The 23,542-nt window shown below is 38.2% G+C and carries 21 protein-coding genes; 6 read left to right on the top strand and 15 right to left on the bottom strand.

Annotated features, from left to right (window positions below; translation table 11 throughout):
- Positions 1-127 precede the first annotated feature (127 nt).
- Both VER_RS01255 and VER_RS01260 read right to left on the bottom strand, forming a co-directional pair.
- A complete protein-coding gene (locus VER_RS01255) occupies positions 128-1,651 on the bottom strand; it encodes a lyase family protein (protein ID WP_162099077.1) in 1,524 nt (507 codons plus the stop codon).
- Positions 1,652-1,843: 192 nt separating this feature from the next.
- A complete protein-coding gene (locus tag VER_RS01260) occupies positions 1,844-2,455 on the bottom strand; it encodes a superoxide dismutase (RefSeq protein WP_162099078.1) in 612 nt (203 codons plus the stop codon).
- A gap of 645 nt (positions 2,456-3,100) precedes the next feature.
- Here VER_RS01260 and pflB point away from each other — a divergent pair.
- From pflB to pflA, 3 genes are all read left to right on the top strand, one after another.
- Positions 3,101-5,251, top strand: a complete 2,151-nt coding sequence (gene pflB, locus VER_RS01265) for a formate C-acetyltransferase (protein ID WP_162099079.1) — start codon at positions 3,101-3,103, stop codon at positions 5,249-5,251.
- Position 5,252: 1 nt separating this feature from the next.
- On the top strand, positions 5,253-5,492 hold the full coding sequence (grcA3, locus tag VER_RS01270; protein WP_162099080.1) for an autonomous glycyl radical cofactor GrcA3: 240 nt from the start codon (positions 5,253-5,255) through the stop codon (positions 5,490-5,492).
- 136 nt (positions 5,493-5,628) lie between these two features.
- Positions 5,629-6,384: a pyruvate formate-lyase-activating protein gene (gene pflA, locus VER_RS01275; protein WP_162099081.1), complete on the top strand. Its 756-nt coding sequence runs from the start codon at positions 5,629-5,631 to the stop codon at positions 6,382-6,384.
- An 88-nt stretch (positions 6,385-6,472) separates the two neighbouring features.
- Here the strand turns inward: pflA and bcp are convergent, their stop codons facing one another.
- From bcp to gltS (VER_RS01290), 3 genes are all read right to left on the bottom strand, one after another.
- Positions 6,473-6,937 (bottom strand): thioredoxin-dependent thiol peroxidase, encoded by a 465-nt coding sequence (bcp, locus tag VER_RS01280; RefSeq protein WP_162099082.1) that lies wholly within the window; start codon positions 6,935-6,937, stop codon positions 6,473-6,475.
- A gap of 138 nt (positions 6,938-7,075) precedes the next feature.
- Positions 7,076-8,344 (bottom strand): sodium/glutamate symporter, encoded by a 1,269-nt coding sequence (gltS, locus tag VER_RS01285; RefSeq protein WP_162099083.1) that lies wholly within the window; start codon positions 8,342-8,344, stop codon positions 7,076-7,078.
- A 248-nt stretch (positions 8,345-8,592) separates the two neighbouring features.
- The gene (gene gltS, locus VER_RS01290; protein WP_162099084.1) at positions 8,593-9,903 is read right to left on the bottom strand and encodes a sodium/glutamate symporter; all 1,311 of its coding nucleotides are present in this window, start codon (positions 9,901-9,903) and stop codon (positions 8,593-8,595) included.
- 272 nt (positions 9,904-10,175) lie between these two features.
- On the opposite strand from gltS (VER_RS01290), the gene VER_RS10290 reads away from it, so the two are divergent.
- Positions 10,176-10,331, top strand: a complete 156-nt coding sequence (locus VER_RS10290; RefSeq protein ID WP_202922098.1) for a hypothetical protein — start codon at positions 10,176-10,178, stop codon at positions 10,329-10,331.
- A gap of 262 nt (positions 10,332-10,593) precedes the next feature.
- On the opposite strand, the gene VER_RS01295 is transcribed toward VER_RS10290, so the two are convergent.
- Together VER_RS01295 and VER_RS01300 are read right to left on the bottom strand one after the other, a co-directional pair.
- The gene (locus VER_RS01295) at positions 10,594-11,871 is read right to left on the bottom strand and encodes a nucleobase:cation symporter-2 family protein (protein ID WP_162099085.1); all 1,278 of its coding nucleotides are present in this window, start codon (positions 11,869-11,871) and stop codon (positions 10,594-10,596) included.
- Positions 11,871-12,242: a CGGC domain-containing protein gene (locus VER_RS01300; RefSeq protein WP_162099099.1), complete on the bottom strand. Its 372-nt coding sequence runs from the start codon at positions 12,240-12,242 to the stop codon at positions 11,871-11,873. The genes VER_RS01295 and VER_RS01300 overlap by 1 nt, the downstream gene beginning before the upstream one ends.
- A gap of 298 nt (positions 12,243-12,540) precedes the next feature.
- Here VER_RS01300 and VER_RS01305 point away from each other — a divergent pair, with 298 nt between their 5' ends.
- On the top strand, positions 12,541-13,695 hold the full coding sequence (locus VER_RS01305; protein ID WP_162099086.1) for an iron-containing alcohol dehydrogenase: 1,155 nt from the start codon (positions 12,541-12,543) through the stop codon (positions 13,693-13,695).
- Positions 13,696-13,841: 146 nt separating this feature from the next.
- Here the strand turns inward: VER_RS01305 and VER_RS01310 are convergent, their stop codons facing one another.
- Entirely contained in the window at positions 13,842-14,738 is an 897-nt protein-coding gene (locus tag VER_RS01310) for a LysR family transcriptional regulator (RefSeq protein ID WP_162099087.1), read from the bottom strand.
- A 578-nt stretch (positions 14,739-15,316) separates the two neighbouring features.
- On the opposite strand from VER_RS01310, the gene rpsD reads away from it, so the two are divergent.
- On the top strand, positions 15,317-15,904 hold the full coding sequence (rpsD, locus tag VER_RS01315) for a 30S ribosomal protein S4 (protein WP_162099088.1): 588 nt from the start codon (positions 15,317-15,319) through the stop codon (positions 15,902-15,904).
- 210 nt (positions 15,905-16,114) lie between these two features.
- Here rpsD and VER_RS01320 read toward each other — a convergent pair whose 3' ends face one another.
- The 7 genes from VER_RS01320 to VER_RS01350 form a co-directional block, all read right to left on the bottom strand.
- Complete coding sequence (locus VER_RS01320) at positions 16,115-17,224, bottom strand: DUF362 domain-containing protein (RefSeq protein ID WP_162099100.1); 1,110 nt, start codon at positions 17,222-17,224, stop codon at positions 16,115-16,117.
- Between the two features lie 342 nt (positions 17,225-17,566).
- Entirely contained in the window at positions 17,567-17,812 is a 246-nt protein-coding gene (locus VER_RS01325; protein ID WP_162099089.1) for a hypothetical protein, read from the bottom strand.
- A gap of 293 nt (positions 17,813-18,105) precedes the next feature.
- A complete protein-coding gene (locus VER_RS01330; protein ID WP_162099090.1) occupies positions 18,106-18,663 on the bottom strand; it encodes a hypothetical protein in 558 nt (185 codons plus the stop codon).
- 1 nt (position 18,664) lies between these two features.
- The gene (locus tag VER_RS01335; protein ID WP_162099091.1) at positions 18,665-20,665 is read right to left on the bottom strand and encodes a hemagglutinin repeat-containing protein; all 2,001 of its coding nucleotides are present in this window, start codon (positions 20,663-20,665) and stop codon (positions 18,665-18,667) included.
- A 126-nt stretch (positions 20,666-20,791) separates the two neighbouring features.
- Entirely contained in the window at positions 20,792-21,325 is a 534-nt protein-coding gene (locus VER_RS01340; protein ID WP_162099092.1) for a hemagglutinin repeat-containing protein, read from the bottom strand.
- 77 nt (positions 21,326-21,402) lie between these two features.
- A complete protein-coding gene (locus tag VER_RS01345) occupies positions 21,403-21,867 on the bottom strand; it encodes a hypothetical protein (RefSeq protein WP_162099093.1) in 465 nt (154 codons plus the stop codon).
- Positions 21,868-21,893: 26 nt separating this feature from the next.
- The coding region (locus VER_RS01350; RefSeq protein WP_202922100.1) for a hemagglutinin repeat-containing protein at positions 21,894-23,542 on the bottom strand (1,649 nt) is incomplete at its 5' end.

The following is a 23,542-nucleotide window of genomic DNA, read 5'->3' on the forward strand; positions in this document are numbered from 1 at the left end:
CCTGCCACTACTTACAGCTAGCTACCGAGCAGTCTACTATTTAATTGCATTCTATTATATTGAATAATTTCGTTTCTATATATATGATACCATTTCTCAATGATTTTGTCGTTAAAAAGATATATTATTATCCCTCTAATATCATTTGAAAGTCTCGTTGCAAGGTGTTACGGGCCCTTTCTAAAGCAGATTGCGCCTCACTTAACCAATAAACCTTATTGTCTAAAGTAAGCCGCCCTTGTTGTAACATATACGCCATTTCAGACTTTTGCGGGCCCCCTTTAACGGCACGATGTTGTACAATTTCAGTAGGATTCAAAGCAGCTTTAAAACGTTGCTCACTCATAGGAAATATACTTGGCAATTCTATATCGTTAATCGTTTCAGCAATATTTGTATAAATTTGGACCACCACTTCATAAGGAAAGTCCAACGGCTTTAGCCCATGCTGTCTTGCATAACTTACCACTTCTGACGCTACATGATGACCGATGCGGAACGGAATATCATACTCACGCATTAAAATATCAGCCACTTCTTGTGAAGCCGTCCAATCTAAATTCAATTCTTCTAATGCGCGCTTTTTATCCACCTGTAACACTTGCAAACAATGAGTAAATAAAGTTACCACCGACTGAGCAGACGTTAGCAACTCTACTAAATCAAGCCCCCTAGCATCCGCCATACCAGGTGGCACATTATGAGCCCGCATCACCGCTGTATATCCCTCGCCTAATAAAGTAGAGGCCTTCGTGCGCGTTGCATTCAACAACCCTGGATTACGCTTCTGTGGCATAGCACTTGAAACATAAGTATTACCTTGCCCTTCTTGTAATATAATCCAAGGCCGCGGTTGCGCATACTGTTGCATCACGTCAGCAATAAAATTGCCTACATGAATAGCCAAACTATTGGTAAGTGAAGCCAAGTCTGCCGCATATTCTAACGTATATACCTGTGTAGCATCATAGCAATTATAGGCTAAGGCTTTAAATCCCAAATATTGAGCCATCGCTTCGCGATCCAAGGGCCATCCCGTTCCATTGAGTACCATAGCCCCCATAGGACTACGATTAATTCGTTTATATACAGCCTGCAAACGATCTAAATCCCGTGAAAAGCCCTCAAAAAATGCATGCAAATAATGTCCATAGGACGTTGGCTGGGCCGCTACCCCATTTGTATACGCAGGCACAATCGTTTCTTTATGTTCATTGGCCAATTCTAAAAGAACCTTAGTAAGCCTCCCTAGCGCCTTACCTAGCGCTAATAAAGCCGTTCTTAACACAGCCATATTCGCTGTAGTCAGCATATCTTGACTAGAACGGCCTGCATGAATGCGACTCACTTCAGCCCCTGATTGCTGCACCCACAACGCTTCAAAATCTACAACACTTTGAGCTCTTGTTTGTGTCGTATCGCCCTTCTCTAATACCTGTTGTAACCCCTTAGCAAATGCCTTAGCGGACTCTACATCTAATAAACCAATCCTAGAATTAATCACTAAGGAAGCTTTATTAATTTCACCTAACCAAAAGAACACATCTTCGGTGTTAGCACCAACTGCCAACAACCTATCATCACGAGAGGAATTATAGGGATTATATGCCCATTGTGTCTGTACTTTATCCTTAGTCTGTTCTTCTTTCATGGCTCCTCCTAAAATATATAAAATTAATAATGATTATAGAAATAAGTAAACTATTATGTTAATTAAACCATAACACGCTTTGATAGTTTTGTCATGGATAAGAAAAAGGAGCCCCTCCAGTCTAAAAACCGGAGGGGCTCCTTTACATCATATATGGGCGGACTAGCGAGGAAGTCCGTCAACAGTCAGCTCTTACTTTGTAGCTGCTGCGTAATGTTTATTTACTTGATCCCAATTTACTAAGTTCCAGAATGCTGTTACATAATCAGGACGTGCGTTCTTATATTTCAAATAGTACGCATGTTCCCAAACGTCAAGGCCTAGCACTGGAGTTTTACCTTCACTTAATGGGGAATCTTGATTTGGCGTGGAAACAACTTCTAATTTGCCATTGTTAACCACTAACCAAGCCCAACCAGAACCGAAACGACCAGTAGCAGCTTTGCCAAATTCTGCTTTAAAGTTTTCAAAGCTGCCAAAGGCTTCATCAATGGCGCCAGCAATAGAGCCCGTTGGGTTACCACCAGCATTCGGTGCCAAAATGTTCCAGAAGAATGTGTGGTTAGCATGACCGCCGCCATTGTTGCGCACTGCTGTGCGAATATCTTCTGGCACTGCGTTTAAGTCAGTAATCAACGCTTCTACATCTTTTTCACCCAATTCTGGATGTTTTTCAATAGCAGCATTTAAGTTCACAACATATGTGTTGTGGTGTTTATCATGATGAAAATGCATTGTTTCAGCATCGATATGCGGTTCTAAAGCTTCATAAGCGTATGGTAATTCTGGTAATGTGTATGCCATAAAAATACCTCCTTGCCCCATTGCGGGGAATCATAAGAAAGACCTTTACATATGTCCTTCTAAATAACAGTTAAAATATTGTTTCAAGTTTCAAAAACTAAATTCATATTTTTCAATCTTTTGGTATACTAATGATAACACTTTTCATTTAGTTTGTCTATAACTAGTTTTAAAAATATCGATTTATTTTTCATAAAATATAAATAAGCTTACACTTTATATCATTAAATATATACTTTATAAACATATTTTAATTCTATATGATGAAATCAACGTATCAAGTAATAGAACGTCAAAACTTCAAAAACTAGCTCCTATACTGTCAGCTACCAAAGCTATCAAACACGGTTATTACTTAATTTATAACACAATTACAGTTGACACATCTTCTACAACAGCACAAAACAATCCAATGCGACATTTTTCATCATATACCTACATTCAAAGGTTCCTAGTAAATATTATTTTTACAAACATAAATATTTTAATAAACCAAGTAAATCTTCTTATTTTTCTTCATCTTTTATTTTATGCATAACTCTAATCGAAAAATAATATCATTACAAACATTGAATTAATACGTAATACAGTATACACTTAAAGTATCTTAATACCATTCTTTATTTCCTTAATGGAGGTGCTACAATGCAACATACTGCATGGAAAGGCTTCATTACAGGTGTATGGGATAAAGCCATTGACGTTCGTGACTTTATCCAGCGTAACTATAACCCCTATGTAGGGGACGACTCATTCCTAGTAGGTCCTACTGAACGGACTCAACAGCTTTGGCAAGAAGTATTACGCCTTTACGAAGAAGAAAAAGCAAAAGGTGGCGTACTTGATGCAGATACTGATGTAGCCACATCGGTAGCTTCTCATGGTCCTGGCTATATTATTAAAGAGCTAGAGCAGATTGTAGGTCTACAAACGGATAAACCGCTAAAACGCGCGATGTTCCCTTATGGCGGTCTACGAACAGCTAAAATGGCACTCAAAGAATACGGTTTTGATATGGACCCTCAATTAGAGGACTTTTTCCACAAACACCGTAAAACTCACAATGATGGTGTATTTGATGTGTACACGCCAGAGATGCGTGCCGCTCGTTCAGCCCATATCATTACAGGCTTACCTGATGCCTACAGTCGTGGCCGTATTATTGGTGACTATCGCCGCATTGCCCTCTACGGGATTGACCGCTTAATCGAGGAAAAAGAAAAAGAATTTTCCATCACCATGGGTGATATGACAGCTACCTTAATTCGTGACCGCGAAGAAATCCGCGATCAAATTCGCTCCTTAAAAGAATTAAAAGAAATGGCTGCCTCCTATGGTTTCGATATTAGCCAACCAGCCAAAGATACTAAAGAAGCTATTCAGTGGTTATACTTTGGCTATTTAGGGGCTATTAAAGAACAAAATGGGGCCGCCATGTCAATCGGTCGTAACACTGTGTTCCTAGATATTTATGCTGAACGGGACTTGCAAGAAGGCCGTTATACGGAAATGGAAATTCAAGAAATGGTCGACCATTTCATCATGAAACTCCGCATGGTTCGCTTCGCTCGTATCATCGAATACAATAACCTCTTTACTGGCGATCCTGTTTGGACTACCGAATCCATCGGCGGTATGGGCTCCGATGGTCGACCTTTAGTTTCTAAAATGGCCTTCCGTTATCTCCATACATTAACAAACTTAGGCCCTGCCCCAGAACCAAATTTAACTGTACTTTGGTCTCCTCGCTTACCAGATGGTTTTAAACGCTTCTGCGCGAAATTATCCATTGAAACCTCGTCTATTCAATACGAAAATGACGAACTAATGCGTCCTAATAGTGGTGATGACTACGCTATTGCGTGCTGCGTTTCACCTATGCGTATTGGTAAGGAAATGCAATTCTTTGGTGCTCGCTGTAACCTCGCCAAATGCTTATTATATGCCATCAACGGTGGTATAGATGAAAAATTAAAGAAACAAGTAGGTCCTAAATATCGTCCTATTACCTCAGAATATCTTGATTTTGATGATGTAATGGAACGTTTTGACGACATGATGGAATGGCTCGCTGGCGTATATGTAAACGCCCTTAATATTATCCATTACATGCATGATAAATATGCCTATGAAAAGCTTGAAATGGCGCTTCATGACCGCAAAGTAACTCGATGGTTTGCCACAGGGATTGCTGGTCTATCCGTAGTAGCTGATTCCTTATCGGCTATTAAATATGCCAAAGTAAAACCAATTCGCGATGAAAATGGTATCGCCGTAGATTTCGAAATTACTGGCGAATTCCCTAAATATGGTAATGATGATGATCGGGTTGATGACTTAGCAGCTACCGTAGTCTCTGCCTTCATGAATAAAATCCGCAAGCATCCTACCTATCGGGAAAGTGTGCCAACCATGTCCTTATTGACTATTACGTCTAACGTAGTATATGGCAATGCCACTGGTAGCACGCCAGATGGTCGTAAACAAGGCACGCCATTTGCGCCAGGGGCAAACCCAATGCATGGTCGTGATTCTCATGGTGCCGTTTCATCTATGGCCTCAGTAGCCAAAATGCCTTGGCGCGACTGTAGTGATGGTATTTCAAATACCTTCTCCATCATTCCTGATGCCCTTGGCAAAAATGGGGAAACCATGGTTCGCATGAGTGATTTAGATATTAAATTAGATCTTGATGCCGTTTTACAAAGTGATATGCCTACAGGCTTACCTGTAAACAAGGAAAACTTAGCTTGCCGTGAACCAAATGTTTCCATTTCCGAAAAGGAGGACAAATAATATGAGCAACCAACAACAAATCGACAATTTAGTAGAATTATTAGATGGTTATTCTGAAAAAGGTGGTCATCATCTTAACGTCAATGTGTTTGACCGTGAAATGTTACTGGATGCGCAACAACATCCTGAAAAGTATCCACAATTAACAGTGCGTGTGTCTGGCTATGCTGTGCACTTCAATAAATTGACAAAACAACAACAGGATGAAGTTATTTCTCGTACTTTCCACGAACAAATGTAATTCATCCTTCCCCCTTCTTAGTAATATATAGTACAATAGGCTCCCCAAACCGAGGAGCCTATTATCTTATTAAGAAGAAGATAATATATAAATTAATAAGAATGGTAATATATTGAATTAATAAGAAAGGTAATATATGCTTGGACGCATTCACTCACTAGAAACCATGGGCACCGTTGACGGTCCTGGGGTGCGTATGGTGCTATTTTTGCAGGGCTGCCCCTTACGCTGTGCGTATTGCCATAATCCAGATACGTGGGATGCGCAGCAAGGTAAAAATATAACCATCGAAGAGGTATGGACACAATTTGAGCGCAATCGAAGCTTTTATAAAAATGGTGGTCTTACCGTAACTGGTGGTGAAGCCCTAATGCAACTGCCCTTTGTTATTGAACTTTTTAAGTATTTTAGAGCGCGCGGCATTCACACCTGTCTCGATACTAGTGGCATCTATTTTGAGGAAAGTCAACGAGAAGACTACGAAGAACTTATGTCGGTCACTAGTCTCGTCATTTTAGATATTAAAGAAATTGACGATGAAAAACATCAAATTCTGACAGGGCAGAGCAATCAACAGATTTTAAAATTTGCCCGCTTCATTGACGAGCACAAAGTACCGATTTGGATTCGTCATGTTGTCGTGCCTACTATCACTGATAATGTAGACCGTTGGTATCGCCTTGGCTTTTTCGTAGGAAGCCTAAAGCACCTAGGAACTATCGACTGCTTACCATACCATGTAATGGGCAAAAGCAAATATGAAGAAATTGGCCTTACCTATCGCCTAGAAGGAATTCCCCCAGCTAGTAAGGCCTTAGCTAGTCAGGCTTCTGCTGTAGTGCTGGAAGGTATTAAAGCCTATCGCCGACATTGGTGGAGTGCTTTGAAGTAAAACTACATAACCTAAAAGAAGAAACACGTCTCCCTCAACCCAACGACGTTTCGCCAATGGGTATTCAGTGAGAAGTGTTTCTTCTTTTTTATAAGCCAAGGTCTTTTAATAATTGCCCCACATGTTCTTTAGCTTTCACGCCACGATAAATGTGAGTAAGAATTCCCTTTTCATCAATGACAAACGTAGAACGCTCAATACCAATAGATACTTTCCCGTATAATTTTTTCTCTTTCATAACGCCATAGGCATTACATAAAGTTTCTTCCGTATCAGCCAGCAAATCAAATTGCAAATCATATTTAGCTTTAAAATTAACATGACGTTTTACTGTATCTCGACTTACCCCAAGCACAACATAGCCTGCCTGTTTTAACGTTTCATAGGCTTCATTAAATTGCTGTGCCTCTACGGAACAACCATGTGTATTATCTTTAGGATAGAAGTATAAAATAACCTTCTGCCCTGCTAATTCTTTTAAGCTAACTACTGTATCGGCATCATTAACGATGGAAAAATCTGGGGCTTTATCGCCTACTTTTAAGTCTGCCATACCTATCACTCCTTGCATAGTATTTAAACATTCTGTTATTACAATCTCGAATAAACAATTGAGAATAACTACTATTTTATTATACTACGAAGGAACTTAATCTTCCACAATATCATAAAGCTTTTTAAATATTCCCTTTTAATGCGCAAAATAATTAATAAACCACACTATACAAGGCAAAGCAAACAAGTCAATCAAAAAGGCCCCACATAGCGGCACAATAAGAAATGCTTTGGTGGATGGGCCAAATTTTTCAGTAACCGCCTTCATATTAGCCATTGCATTTGGTGTAGCTCCCAAACCATGGCCTGCCATACCAGCACACATAATCACCGCATCATAAGAACGACCAAGCATAGGGAATACCAAATATAAACAGTACAAAATCATAAAGAGCACTTGCGCACCAAGAACAACGAGCATTGGAATCGCTAAATCTACTAATTCCCATAATTTCAACGTCATCAACGCCATCGATAAGAATACGCCTAAGCACACATCGCCAATTAAATTAATCGTCGGCGTATGAAGTTTCACCACTTTTAGTTGATCATTGAGATTTCGTAAAATAACGGCAAAGAACATCGCCCCCACATAGCTTGGTAAAGCAATACCTAACGTCCCTTTTAACCAAGATGCCATCCATAAACCTACACTCATGCAAATGGCAATAACACCACTATGGAGTAAAAAGGAGTGTGCCGATACTTCATTGGTTACATATTCGCTTTCTTCCGTTGTTGCTTCTTCCTTAGTTTCTAGCACCGAATTAGGTGCTCCTTCTACAGTTACAGCTTCTAATTCGCTAGAATGTAAATTATGCTTATTTAATAAATACTTCGCAATAGGACCACCAATTAAGCCCCCTGAAACGAGACCAAACGTGGCAGCCGCCATAGCTACCGCCGTAGCACCATATACGCCCATAGCTTCAACTTCAGGCCCAAAGGCGCCTGCCGCCCCATGACCACCTTCCATGGAAACTGCGCCCATTAATACACCTAGTAAAGGATCAATACCAAGTACTTGCGCTAACGAAGTACCAATAACATTTTGCATTAAGGATAATAAAGCACAGAAGAACCAATAGACAATTAGTAATTTGCCCCCTTGTTTTACCAACCGTAAGCTAGCAATTAAGCCAATAGTTGTAAAAAAGGCTAAACTAAAAGGCACTTGCAATAAGGTATCCATTTTTACAAGTAACAAACCGGACTGTTGTAACACTAGCATTAAAATGGAAAAGAGCAACCCGCCCGCTACTGGCGCAGGAATACAAAATCGCCCTAAAATACTAATGCGATTTACCAAAACACGGCCAAACAACAACAGCAAAATAGCCAATGCCAATGTGGCAATCATATCCAGCTTAATTACTGGCACACCTTGCTCCCATAAAAATGTCATACCTTTGCCCTCCTTGATTGTGAACCACTACTACATAGCACTACATAGCACTACATAGCACTACATAGCACTACGTAACAAACCTAAAACTCACTAGCCTATAGCAAGTTTTCAAAAAACTACCATATAGTAATTTTTCTCTAATATACACACTATAGGCTACTATCATCTAAAAATCGTCTATTTTCTAGTCATATAATTTAAAAAGTAACAAATTATAGGTCCTAGTTTCAGACAGTGCTAATACGCTAGTGCGCAAAATAGTTTATAAACCATACAATACAAGGAACCGCGAAGAGGTCAACTAAGAACGCACCACATAATGGTACAATAAGGAATGCTTTGGTGGAGGGGCCAAATTGTTCCGTTACTGCTTTCATATTGGCCATCGCATTTGGTGTCGCCCCTAAACCATGGCCCGCCATGCCTGCGCACATGATAACCGCATCATAGGATTTGCCTAAAAGTGGAAAAGCTATAAAAATATTGTAAACAATCATAAACAATACTTGAGATCCTAAAATTAATAGCATTGGTAAGGCTAGATCAGCTAATTCCCAAAGTTTTAACGTCATTAACGCCATAGATAAGAAAATACCTAAACAAACATCACCAATTAAACCAATGGTAGGAGTATGCAATTTCACAATCTTAAATTGGTCATTTAAGTTACGCAATAATACGGCGAAGAACATGCCCCCTACATAACTTGGTACGGCAATGCCAAAAGTAGTTTTTATCCACCCCGCTAATTCTAAACCTACTACCATGCATAGAGCTACTAAGGCGCCATGAACAATAAATACATTAGCCGCCACTTCATAGGATACTTCTTCCCCTTCAGCCATCTGTTCCTTCGCTTCTACCGTAGTGGCTTCTTCAATGGTAGTGGCATCACCAGGCTCAGTTTTACGATCAAGTATAGGTTGAGTTGCTGCTTGTTCTTCTTCTAATTCGGTGGAATGTAATTTATATTTTTGTATTAAAAAGCGAGCGATTGGTCCCCCAACTAAGCCCCCTGAAACGAGCCCAAACGTAGCCGCGGCCATAGCTACCGCAGTTGCGCCATATACGCCCATCGCTTCTACTTCAGGACCAAAAGCAGCGGCATTACCATGACCACCTTCCATAGAAACGGCCCCCATTAATACACCGAGCAAAGGATCTAAGCCCAAAACTTCAGACCAAGATACACCTATTACATTCTGCATAAATGATAAGAAGGCACATAAAGCCCAATAAAATAATAGTAACTTGCCCCCTTTTTTTACTAATCGCAAACTAGCAATTAGGCCAATGGTAGCAAAAAAAGCTAACATAAAGGGAGTTTGTAGTAGCGTATCCATTTTAACTAACAACGCACCTGTTTGCTGTAACACTAGCATTAAAATAGAAAATAAGAGCCCTCCAGCTACAGGCGCAGGAATACAAAACCGACTGAGTAGACTAATTCGATTTACTAAAAAACGACCAAATAACAATAACAACATAGCCAGTGCCAACGTAGCAACCATATCGAGTTGAATCACTGGAACACCTTGTTCCCAAGTAAATGACATACTATTGCCTCCTAACATCAAAACTCATTGCACTAATTATACCTGACAAACATACTTATCATTACTTCTACGCATATAGTTATTTTTCCTGCTTGATAAATCACTATTTCTTTAAATATAGTATATAGAATTTATACCTTTATGGTCTTTTAATGAAAACTGTACAAACTAATATAAAATGCGTTATAATCATATTAAATTAGCAGGTAATTCTGTTAACACCTATATTTTCATCTCAATCTGAGATTTATATATGGTAAGGAGGTTTACGTATGAAATTTTTATCGTCCACAGTTACCACTGGTATTTCCTTTGGATCCGCCTTGGCCATGGTTATCAGTTACGCAAACTGGCATTCCATTCCTTGGGCTATTATCCACGGGATTTTTGGTTGGCTCTATGTTATCTATTACGCTCTTTTCAAATAAAGATAACCCTAGACTCCACTAATACCATTAACAAAAGGACTATCCCTATATCACCTGACTGACGGTGATACCTAAGGGATAGTCCTTTTGCTTTATTACCTTACATTACATTTTATTTCATTACTCTTATTATATTATATTTCACTACTCTTATTAACTTGTATTTCATCGACCTTATGAGCTTGCATTCCATTGACCTTATAATCTTATATTCTATTGACCTGTACTGCCTCTATTAGCAATCTTAACCTGCCTTGATTTACTATTCATTATTACGGATTTTATCATAATTAAATAGAATATTAAGCACCACTGCAGTTAAAGCACCAACCACAATACCGCTTTCTAATAGAATGCGCACAGCAGAAGGAAATTGAGCAAACAAGTTAGGTGTTACCGTAACGCCAAGCCCCAAAGTAATGGAACAAGCAGCAATGAGCATAGTATTAGAGTCATTAAAATCCGCTTTACCTAACATGCGTATCCCCGCCGAACACACCATGCCAAACATAGCAACCATAGCACCACCTAGTACAGGCGTAGGAATAATCGTAGCTAAGGCAGCAAATTTAGGCACCAAACCTAAAATTACTAATAAAATACCACAAACTACGATAACAATACTCTTGCGCACTTTAGATAATTCTACTAGGCCCACATTCTGTGAAAACGTCGTATAAGGAAAGGAATTGAAAATACCACCAATAATGGATGCTAAACCTTCCGCCCGATACCCATGGGCTAAATCTTTAGGCGTTAATTTACGGTCACAAATTTCGCCTAATGCCAAGAACACCCCTGTAGATTCTACCATGCTCACCATGGCAACAATGGTCATTGTTATAATGGCACTCCCGTGAAACGTCGGTAAACCAAAGTAAAATGGCTGAGGAATATGAGCCCAAGATGCCTCCATAACCGGCGCAAAATCTACAAGGCCCAGAAATAAAGCCACTACTGTACCAAAGACTAAACCTAATAACACGGAAATCGCTTGAATATAGCCTTTAAATACGCGGTTTAATATGAGAATAAAGGCCAATACAGCAAAGCCCAGGGCTAAATTCATGGTACTCCCAAAATCAGGACTTCCTTGTCCGCCCGCCAAATTATTCATAGCTACCGGCACTAAGGTAACCCCAATGACCGTCACAATGGACCCTGTCACGACAGGCGGGAAGAATCGTACCAATTTACCAAACCAATGGGAAATAATAAACACAATAAGGCCTGATGTAATAATAGCCCCATAAATAGCGCCTAGGCCTAATTCCTTACCAATGGCAATCATAGGAAACACTGCCGTGAAGGTACAACCTAATACTACGGGCAAACCAATTCCAAAAAAGCGATTACGCCATACTTGCAATAGCGTAGCAATCCCCGAGGTTAATAAATCGGCGCCTATTAAATAGGCAATCTGCATAGTATCAAGATTTAAACTACTCCCCACAATGATAGGTACAATCACAGCACCAGCATACATAGCTAACACATGTTGCAGACCAAGAAAAAAAGTCTGACTTTTTTGTAATTCCATTATTCAACCTCCTTGGGCTTACGGGCCTTCAACTCTAAAGCCATTTTCCCCGTACCTTTACTATCAGGGCTACCATGGGTATAGCCCACTACATCAAAATATTCAGCACAAGCCTCCGCAATAGCTTCATACTCTGAATTTTTACTCTTTGTACAAGTAGAAATATGAACCACATCAACGCCTTTCTTTTGCAAGGTGGCCAGCTTCTTAGCTAAGTCACCACCGGAATGAGTGAACCCTACTAATTCTAACTCGTCCCCTTCATAGCGAGCAAAGGAATCTCGCTTGCCCATAAAGGCACCTAAACAACCACCACAAGAACAGCGTTGCATCGTATCTTCATTGACTAAAATCGCTATTTTTTTCATTATCTGTCCTCAACTTAATGTGTATTCTAACTTAATATGTGCTCTACATTAATGCATATTCCAACTCAAAATGCATTCTAACTTAATATATCCTCCTGTTAATCTATAATCAACCTATTTTAATAAGAATTACCTCTCTAGCTTACCACATAATCTCCACTACTACGAAGCAACAAACTATATTCTATAATTCATATTTTTCATGAATAAAATGCTTTTTGCTCATTGATATTATTCAAGAATAAGCGTACAATTAAACTATACTAATCGTTCGAATGACAATTATATAAGGAGGTTTACTATGGCGTACACAACATTTCGCATTCCTAACACTATCATTCACGGCAATGATGCCCTTTGCCATCTATCAAAATTAGAAGGCAAACGTGCTACTATCGTTACCGGTGGTAATTCTATGCGTCGCTTTGGCTTTTTAGATGAAACGAAAGCCCAACTTGAAAAAGCAGGTATGGAAGTGCAAATCATTGATGGGGTAGAACCAGATCCATCCATAAAAACCTGTATCGAAGGGGGCGCCAAAATGGCTGAATTTAAGCCAGATTGGATTGTTGCCTTAGGTGGTGGTTCGCCTATGGATGCAGCGAAAATTATGTGGGTGTATTACGAATATCCAGGCTATGATTTCATGGAGCTTGTAAAATTCAATTTCCCGAAACTACGGACTAAAGCTCGGTTAATTTGCATTCCTTCTACCAGTGGCACTGCTTCTGAAATTACAGCTTTTAGCGTAATTACCGACACAGAAAATAATATTAAATACCCACTCGTATCGCCTGATATGGTGCCTGATATTGCCCTACTGGATAATCGTATTCCTGCTAAAATGCCACCGCTCATTACGGCCCAAACAGGCATGGATGTTATGACCCATGCCATAGAAGCCTATGTATCAACAGCAGCCGATGATTATACAGATCCGTTAGCCCTTCACGCTATCCAACTGATTTTTGAATATTTAGAAACAGCCTATAACGAACCGGATAATATGTTAGCTCGTGAAAAAATCCACAATGCGTCCACTATGGCTGGTATGGCCTTCACCAATGCTTCGTTAGGTATTGTTCATAGTATGGCTCATAAAATTGGTGGCGAATTCCACCTCACTCACGGCGAAGCCAATGCTATTTTATTACCATATATTATTCAATACAATAAAAAAGCAACCTCCAAATATGCCAAACTAGAAGGTATCTTAGGCATTGATAGCTTAGAAGATGCGATTTGGAACCTCAACCAACGCCTTGGCTTAACGCGCACTATCCAAGAAGGACAAAATACTGTCATTTCAGAAGCTGACTTTAAAGCTGTTATTGACCGTATGAGTCCACGTGCGGTTGAAGATGCTTGTACCTTAACTAACCCTCGTAAACCAACGGTTGAAGATATCAAGAAAATCTACGAAGCCGCTTACTATGGTCACCCAGTTGATTTTTAATACATACCATACTAAGAAATGATAAACGCGGTTTGAGCCCCTCGGTTCAAACCGCGTTTTAATGTTAGTTGCCTATCACCATAGCAAAATATAAAATAAATAAGCTACTATAAAGTTTTATAACACACTATGGCTATTGCCTAATATTACTTGCCTACTTTTTGTACGATATAATCCATGAATGTTTTCATCGTTTCCCATTTAGAATTATTATTGCGATATACAAAGCAAACTTGTAAATTTAAAGGTTTAGCCAAGGTATAGAAACCTTCTGTAATCCCCAATGTATCCAATAAATGACGAGAAATTAAAGCCCCTGCATCATTGCGTTGACAATAATCAATCATAGCATATGGATTCGACAAACGAACTAATTGAGGCAAGGATTCACGACCTTCTTCAGAGAAGTAGGATTTCAAACGATGACTCATAAAATACTTAGGCGGATACATAACCATTGGATAATCTAATAATTCTTCACAAGTTAATAACTTGTCAGCTGGCAGCTCGCGTCTTGGCGCATAATAAACAACAGAGTCTTCACGAATAGCAATACTTTCGTAGCTGCTCATATCTTTATTATTTGGCAAATAACAAGTACCAATATCGATACGGTTTTCACGTAAGTCTAGCAACATTTCTTCTTCTTCCATATCGTAAATGGAAATGGAGAAATTTGGATTCGCCTGCTGAAAATAGGAAACATGAGCGTTCATCCGTACGTCGCCAATACTACGTAAAATCCCAACATTTAACATAGGTCGTTCCAATTTGTTCGCTAAACGAATACTATGAATAGCTCGTTCGAGCGTTTCAATGATGTGCTCCGCTTCTGGTAAGAACTTTTCACCTTCTGCCGTTAGTCGACTACCACGGGTGGATCGGGCGATTAATTTCACCCCCACTAAGCGTTCCAATTTTTTCATCTGCGCACTAAAAGCAGATTGTGTAATATTAGCAGCTTGAGCCGCTAACGTAAAATTGCCCATTTTGCTATACGTGATAAAACTTTGTAACTCTTGCAGAGTAGGTAGTTCATCCATTCGTATCATCTCCTTTTTACGCAATACATAATCATACGTTCATAATAAATACTAAAAAATACCCCCATCGGGTATTGAAGGTATCTCTTCTTTCTTTTCTTTAGTATACCATGTATTTAATTAATAAGAAAAGGGATAGATACAATTTTTTTGTAAATTTTTATTCCTTTACTAGGATAAAAAGACTTGCTACGACTGAATTTATCAACTGTCTTTTTCAAAACAACAATTATACTATACTAAAATAATATGATTATATTATCTATCTTCCAAGGTATATAATCACAGCGAACAACATCCTAATTTATTCTTATAATTTTCGATTTCAAATACCTGTCACAAACTCACATAATTTTTACAATATACAATTTATTAGAATATAAATTCAAATTAATCATATTTACTGTAAAAACTCTATCGAATTTTAATGATTTGCACGCTTTGTGTTATTATAGAGTCACTAATATACTTAGTGAGTTCTACATTGACAGGCAAGCCTTATTTATGCTATGATTATCAGGTACCTTTGTAGGTACGGTTTATTTATTTTTTTATTTTAATCATGAGGTGATAATCACATGGCAACGAGAAGAGAAGCACGCTTTAAGTTATGTCGTCGCTTCGGTGTGAACGTTTTCGGTCACTCCAAAGCTTTAAAGCGCGTAAAAAAAGACCAACGTCAGAAAAAAATGTCTGAATATGGCACACAATTATTAGAAAAACAAAAAGTTAAAGCATACTACAACTTGCTAGAACGCCAGTTCGTACGCTATTATGATAAAGCGAAAAAAATGCAAGGTGTTACCGGCGAAAACATGTTAATCTTGTTAGAATGCCGTCTTGACAATCTTGTATATCGCATCGGTTTTGGTAACTCCATTCGTCAATCCCGTCAGATGGTTAACCATGGCCACGTGCTTGTTAACGGTCGTCGCGTAGACATTCCTTCCTACCAGTGCAAACCTGGTGATGTAATCGAACTTCGCGAAGCATCCCGTGACAACGAAATGTTCAAATCTAACTTCCAGGAACTTCGTTCTTTCGAACTTCCTTACATTACTAAAGAATTAGAAGCTTTCAAAGGTACTTTGACTCGTCTTCCTGAACGTGCTGAACTTCCTATCGAAGTTAACGAAACGCTCATCGTCGAATTGTACTCCAAATAATAGCTTGCTATTTCAAGCCTCCCTTCGGGGAGGCTTTTTTAGTAATAACACGGCAGCGCATCTCTATAACAAACGGCTAGACACCACTTTTCGAGAGTAGGTCTAGCCGTTTTATATAAAATCTTTATTTCACGCTTTTATTTTATGATTATATTTCACTATTCTATTTCACTATTCTATTTCACTGTCCTATTTCACAATTTCTATTTTTTATTTAACTTCTACAATCGTATAACTCCGCGAACCTAACCCTAATTGTTCCGCCCGCACTAGAGCCGCTTCCCAATCTGTTTCTGGAGCAATCGTATGGAAGTGATCCCAACTCTTTTCAGGCGCTTCCGCTAACATACTGCCTGGCATAGGAGGTTGCGCATTTACTTTATCTACGCAAGCTTGATCAAGCGCCACTAAATCATACGAAGCCATAATACCTACATCTGGCACAATAGGCACGTCATTTTCACCATGACAATCACAGTATGGCGATACATCCATCACAAAGCTAATGTGGAAACGAGGTCGATTACGCACAATTGCCGCCGTATACTCGGCCATTTTTTCACTTAATACCGTATTCGCTTCATCCCACATAGGCGAAATTGCATCAACAGGACATACGCCAACGCAACGGCCACAACCTACACATTTTTCTTCCGTAATAAAGGACTTACCATCTGTTACATGAACCGCATCATGCGCACAATACTGCTCACATTTGTGACAACCTACACAAATCTCTTGTTGCACAAATGGTTTACCGGCACTATGCTGTTCCATTTTGCCAGCCCGCGAGCCTCCGCCCATACCAATATTCTTAATAACACCACCAAAACCAGCCGCTTCATGGCCTTTGAAATGAGTTAAGGATATAATAATATCCGCATCCATAAGCGCACGACCAATTTTAGCTTCTTTCACATATTTGCCATCGGGTACGGGTACTAATACTTCATCTAGCCCTTTAAGGCCATCAGCAATTACTACATGGGCCCCTGTATTATAGGGATTAAAACCATTTTGATACGCCGATTCTAAATGGTCAAGCGCATTTTTGCGGCCCCCTACATATAAAGTATTACAGTCTGTTAAGAACGGCTTGCCACCCCACTCTTTAATTAATTTCACAATACGAGCTACATATTGAGGGCGAATAAATGCTAAATTCCCTGGTTCACCAAAATGCAGTTTAATAGCTACGTATTTATTATTAAAATCAATCTTATCCATGCCGGCACGGCGCACTAAACGTTCTAATTTATCAAGCAAGCTTTCACCTACACGAGTTCGTAAAGATGTGAAAAATACCTCTGACATACCTATGTCAACTCCTTTACCATTTAACGAAATCCTAGCCTCCTCAGGCCCTGTTTAATCTACTTATATTATATCAAATATGTCTTTAAATGAGTACGAAGGAGAAGATTATTTATCCACAAATACATAACTAAAATTGTTCTATAATTTATTTTGGGGCGCTAAAGAGAAACGCAAGTTGCGTGTCCTCTTGGCGCCTACTTTTTTGTACAAAAAAGACATATTGAATAAAATCCGTTACAATAAAAGTACTAAAACCATTATGATCAGTCTCATAGGCCCAAATAACTTAATTTCATATCTCTCATTTCTAAATTTTAAATCATTCTTACGTAAAGAAACGGGCTCTCACCCATGACGCAAGAAATAGTCTATTATTTCTTCTCGACTCTTCATCGCCTCATCAATATCCCCACCCATATCAATATTAGCTGTTGCCTCCTTTGCAATAACAATATTGCCTGTTCCAACTCTCACGTTCAAAATCCGTTTATCAAAATTCTCTATACTATAAATTTTCTTAGATAATTCTCCATATTGTTTTTCTACCTCTTCTGAAAACACCCAGTTATATACTTTGCCACCTATTAGCACTTAAAAAATTCCTAAAAACACATTTCTTATAATAGGTATATAACTATTCCAATAAAGCCTAAGAAAATTTTTAATCTTTTTTAACATACTCTATTCCTTTCTAAAACATTTACTTAACTAATGTGCCTAAATACCATGTATATCCTATAGATCCTGAAATATCGACTTCAAATGAAAAAACTATGCCCTCATATACAGTTAGCCCCCTGACTAACCACTTGATGCACTTACTTCGGTAGTATTCAGTTATTAGCTCCTTACAAACGAACTATATCACCCCTGGATACACCAAACTATTTTATGATTATCCACCTATTTTCTTTAATAAAATTTTTTAATTCATTAATTTGTAATACGGTAATCTCATCTCCTGATTTCACATTATCATTTATAGTCATTTGTGGATTAATATTTATTTGACTCGATATAGCTTCTAAATATTTCCAATCATTTAGTTTTACTATGCCTCCTGTAAATGGGCCTAATCTTGTATAAAAGAAATCTATAAAATACCAAGTATTATATGCTTCTCTATATATTAAATATGCATCTTTTTCATTACTACTAACAGTTTTTACTATCAGCACTTTTTTTCGTTCAGAACCAATCGGAGTTTCTTCAATTATTTTATAAGCTTTAGCATTTAAAGCTATTACATTATCTTTTTTTTGATTAAAATCTAAAACCATACCATTATTTAATACTTGAATATTATAATTATCAACTTCTACTATCATATCACTATTTTCTTTAAACACCCCTGAATTAATATAAAAGCAAATCAAAAATATAATATTGATCACTATTGAAATCTTTAATATAAGCCATAAACTAATATTTCTCTTTAACATCTTATTTATTAACCTCTACAATCATTTCAAATTCTACATATATTTCAGTAGGATTTATTGCACCGGTTCGTTGCCAATCTGCTCCAACTGCATTAATTACCCCTGCAGGATTATTATACCAACTATCAGAATCTCTAAATTTAAATTTATCACCTAAAAAACCGTATGTATAATAAATTCTACTCCGAGAGGTTTCATCTATTAACTTACCTGTAAAAGATATAGTAGAACGATTAAATGCTAAAAAAAGTTCAATATTACTAAATGTATCTAAAATACGCCCATCATTAAATGAATGTTTTATATTTTCACTTCCTAATACTTCATTCTTTGAAAAAACATTCACCTCATTAAAATTTCCTGTTCCATTATAAGCTAAATAAAATTTAATAGAATCTTGAAATTCCTTTGTACTAACCATTTTTTTTGATACCGTACTAAATTTATTAAACGTATAACTATTATTATTATCTGATGACACATAAGTTACTTCACCCGGTATACCAAAAAATCTAGATAGTAAATTTATCATCGCTTTATAACTTTGCCTTTTCATGTTATTAAAGCTTCCTTTTTCCTCATCTATTTCTATAAATTCATTTCTAACATAATTCTCCTGATCCATTTTAGCCTGTAAATAATTATCATAATAAGCATATTTTCCTGGATTAAATGTAATTAACTCATTCCACTTCGTCCCATATTGCGCCAATGCCGCCCCTGTCCGACCATCTTTACCAAGCGTCTTATTAGTAGCATATCCCAAAATAGCGCTGGCAGCTTGTAAAACAGCTGGATCATCGGTAGCTAACATCTGTTGTAATTTAGGTAAAAGGGCTTCATTAGTACCACCGGCTACCGCACCAGCAAGGAAATCGCCTTTAGCTACTTGCGCAGATAAACCGGCACTTAATGCATGGAGAGCTATTTTTTGTGGACTTCCCTCAGCCCAGTGTTTATGTTCACTCAAGATATGAATTCCTTCATTAATATTTTTAGACAAGAGACGTGCTAATTCTTCTTTTTCTTTCACAGACTTCGCATCAAATATATCCTGTAACATATGCAGTGATTGGGTAGTATCACGATTAATCGTTTCAATATCTATGACACCATCAGTAATAAGTAACTGCCCATCCGTAATAGCGGATTGTGTCACCAAAGTTTCTTTCTTATAAGTTCCTACCGATAAATCAGGGAGTAACCCCACTTGATTATGTAGATTATTTAGCGTATGTATCTCACCTGGCGATAATGGTTCCTTAGCTTGCAACTTACGCTTCGCCTGCTCATACTCATCATCATATACATAGGAAAACCCTTTAGATTTTGAGGTATATTCCGCTACATTATGAATATCTTCCATCACCAAGGTACCGGTCTTAACTACATTCTTAGATGGTGTAGCTTCACTATGCAATACAGCCCCTGTTAACTGTGTGGTATCGCCTACATCAACAGTAAGACCACCAGCCCCAGCATATATCCCCGCTTGACTCGTAACACTCGCATACTGACTCTGCGTCTCACCTATGTTATAGGCTCCACCAATAGAGCCTATACGACCAGTTGGTTGAATAGACACGGACAAGCCTGTTTCTTTAGTTTTCGATGTATAGTCCTTCTTATCTTGTACACTCTGTATCGTTAAGTTTTGCCCCGCCTTAACTATAGCCCTATCGCCCTGTAGCGTAGCGCCTACTAACGATATATCTCGGCCAGCCTCAATAGATAGATTTTCTCTCGTCCCTACGCTCATAGGCGCATGCGTAACGACTTGACTCACTGTGTTACCACGGCCACGAGATACACTAGCATCTATCCCCAGTATACCAGTTGTACCTAAATTAACACCCAATGAGGCCCCTGAATTTGAGCTTTGTTCTTCTATGCGCTGTGTATGAGTAGCACTCTCTAAAGATATATCCTTAGAAGCCTGTAATAAGACAGTATTTGCCCGTATAGCTTCACTAACGGCCTTAATTAGTACCTTTTGTATCATCATCGCTCGTAGCCGTAATAAATATCTGACCCTCTTTCGAAATGATAGTACCACCCGTATACGTTGCCGAATGAAGTGATTGCGATTGTGAGGAGGTATACGCGCCCACACCAATTTGAAGCTGAATTAAATTGTCTCGCCATACTCTAGCGTACCTAATAATGTATTGTCTCGATGGTTCCCTTGACTAATATAATTACTAGCACTTTGCAATACAGATGGCACCACGCCCCCTAAACTAACTGTTAATCCGGAACTAGAACGCTTAGCATAATAATTTTCATCTGCTGTATTATAGGCACCATCTAGAATTACATCTTGGCCCCCAATTATAACATCTTGTCCACTCACTACATTAGTCGTAGTCAAATGAACCGTATCACCTGCCTTAATCTGCGTATTCCCCTTTACGCTCCCAATAGTAGTGCCTACTTGTGTAATATAGGAACCACTTTGTGTATCAGTGGACTTTTTAGTTCCAATCATAAAGCCCATACCAGAACCCATAATCCCAGATTTCTTCACCTTCACATCGGCCATAGTGTAATCATATTGCTCAGCAGAATTAGCCCTTATATTACTACCAGCCTCTATGGTCGTCCCTTCTAGGGAGCCAATTTGAGCGGCTGTCATAGATACATCACGACCAGCCTGTAACAATAAATATACTTCTTAATAACTAAAAAATAACTGTCCTCAACGAATATGCAATGTTATATTGAAAATTAAATCTAGCCTTAAATATTACTCCTAGCAAAAAAATTATTATAATAAAATATTACAGCCCACTCATTAGTAAATTCATCTTCACCTGTAATCTTACTTTTTTTTACTATTGGAGAAGCTATAAAAACATATTTGTCATTATAAGCTTTAAAACCATAATATCTTCTATTTACTTTACTAATTACCCACCCTTTCTTTTTAAATTGATTAATTAATTGACTCAATATTATTTCATGTTGTTCATCTACATAAACATTGAATCCTATCTTTTTTTCAATGTGAAAATTCCCTTCAATTTTCATTTCACTATGTTTATGTGCTTGAACAAATTCTATTCTCCCAGCTACTTCTTTTAATGTTTCTACTCTATTTTCAATATAAGAATAAAATATAAGTTGATATAGCCCTCCTAAAATGAGCATTAAAAATAAAATACCGCCATATATATATCCTAATTTACGAATAAATTTTACCATTTCATCTCATACCTTTAATAAACTTATTAATCATCGTTAATATTTCCAATATACCATGTGTATCCAAATTCAACACTTAATTCTGTATTAGCAGCCGCATTTAATTCAGAAATTACACCTGCCTGAGACAAACCAATACTCCCCCCTACAACACCTCTTGCTGTAACTGATCCATAAACTCCTTCTATAGCATTTATAAATTTATCGGTTGTTGAATCCACAGTTGCTGGTAAATATCCCTTACTAATACTCCCTGGCAATCCTGCTGTAACCCCTGGAGCCAATGCTAACGAACCATATACATTGCCAAATTTATCCACGATAGCAACACAGGCAAGAATTTCCACAATTGGAGTGCTAATAGAAGTAGATATATAGTCAGAAGACATACTAGTTATTACCTCAGGATGATCTTTCAACAATACTTTCACTGCATAAATAACTTCATTTGCAGCCTTTTGTTTATTATTCCAAATAAGTTGTTGTAATTCATTATAATTACCAATTCTATCTTTCGTTCTATCATCCCAACCAGAATATTGTTGTAACTCATTATCCTTAGTCCCCGACTGTGCCACTCGAGCTCCTGTTTGCACATCATTACCAATCAATGCATTTACACCCGCGCCTACAGCCGCACTTAACCATTGCATCTTGGCAGGATCATTATGGCTTATGTCTGCTAGTTTGTTAATAACCATTTCATTAGTAAAGCCTGCATAAAAACCACTCCCAGCAGTAGTACCAGCTAAACGAGCTGAGATTTCCGCAATTATACCATGCACAATAGCTTTTTCAGTCTTCTCTTGGTCAGTCTTAGGTTCCCAATAGTGAATTTGTTCAAACGCATTCTTAGCAAAGAGACTAGCTAATTCTTGTCGCTCTTCTACTTTCTTCTTATCGAAAATAGCTGTCAACGTATGGAGTGTATCCGCTGTATTACGATTAAGTTTATTCACATCCACATTATCAGAGTGAACCGTTATGCTTCCTTTAGCAATCGCTGACTGTGTTATAGAACTATCTGACCCTTTGGCTCCACTTGATAAGCTAGGAATAATTCCTATTTTATTATGCAAGTTATTTAAGGTACTTCGTTCTTCTGCCGTCAATAAATTACCAGCTTCATAGCGTTTCTTAGCATCTTTATAAGTACTATCATAGGTAAAACCTACACCATAACCACTCGCTTTATAATCCGCTTTGTTTTCTATGTCTTTAGTAAGCAAAGTATCCGTTGTAATTGTATTCTTATTTGCTGAAGCCTCACTAGCAATCACAGCCCCTTCTAAAGTAGTCGTATTACCTACTTCAATTTGTACGCCGTCCACACCACTATAAATCCCAGCTTGATTTGTCACCGACGCATAATCACTAGTCATTTTTCCTTTACTTCCAGTAACAAAGCCGCTAATCGTTGGCGTAGCTCCTAAACCTACAGATACACTAGCCCCAGTAGATCTGCTTTTACCACGATAAGTTTCTGTGTCTTGTAGGCTTTGTATGATTAAATCGTTACCTGCTTGTACTGTAACGGCCTTTCCTGCCACTCTAGAACCCACTATGGCTATATCTTCACCAGCTACAATTTGAGTATTTTCTGTACCTAATACGTGTGTCCCGCTGTACGTAGTGCGTTCTGTCGTCCCCTCTTCTTTAGCCTTATACCCCGAAG

Origin of the sequence: Veillonella sp. R32, assembly GCF_010093125.1 — a bacterium.
Lineage (GTDB): Bacteria > Bacillota > Negativicutes > Veillonellales > Veillonellaceae > Veillonella_A.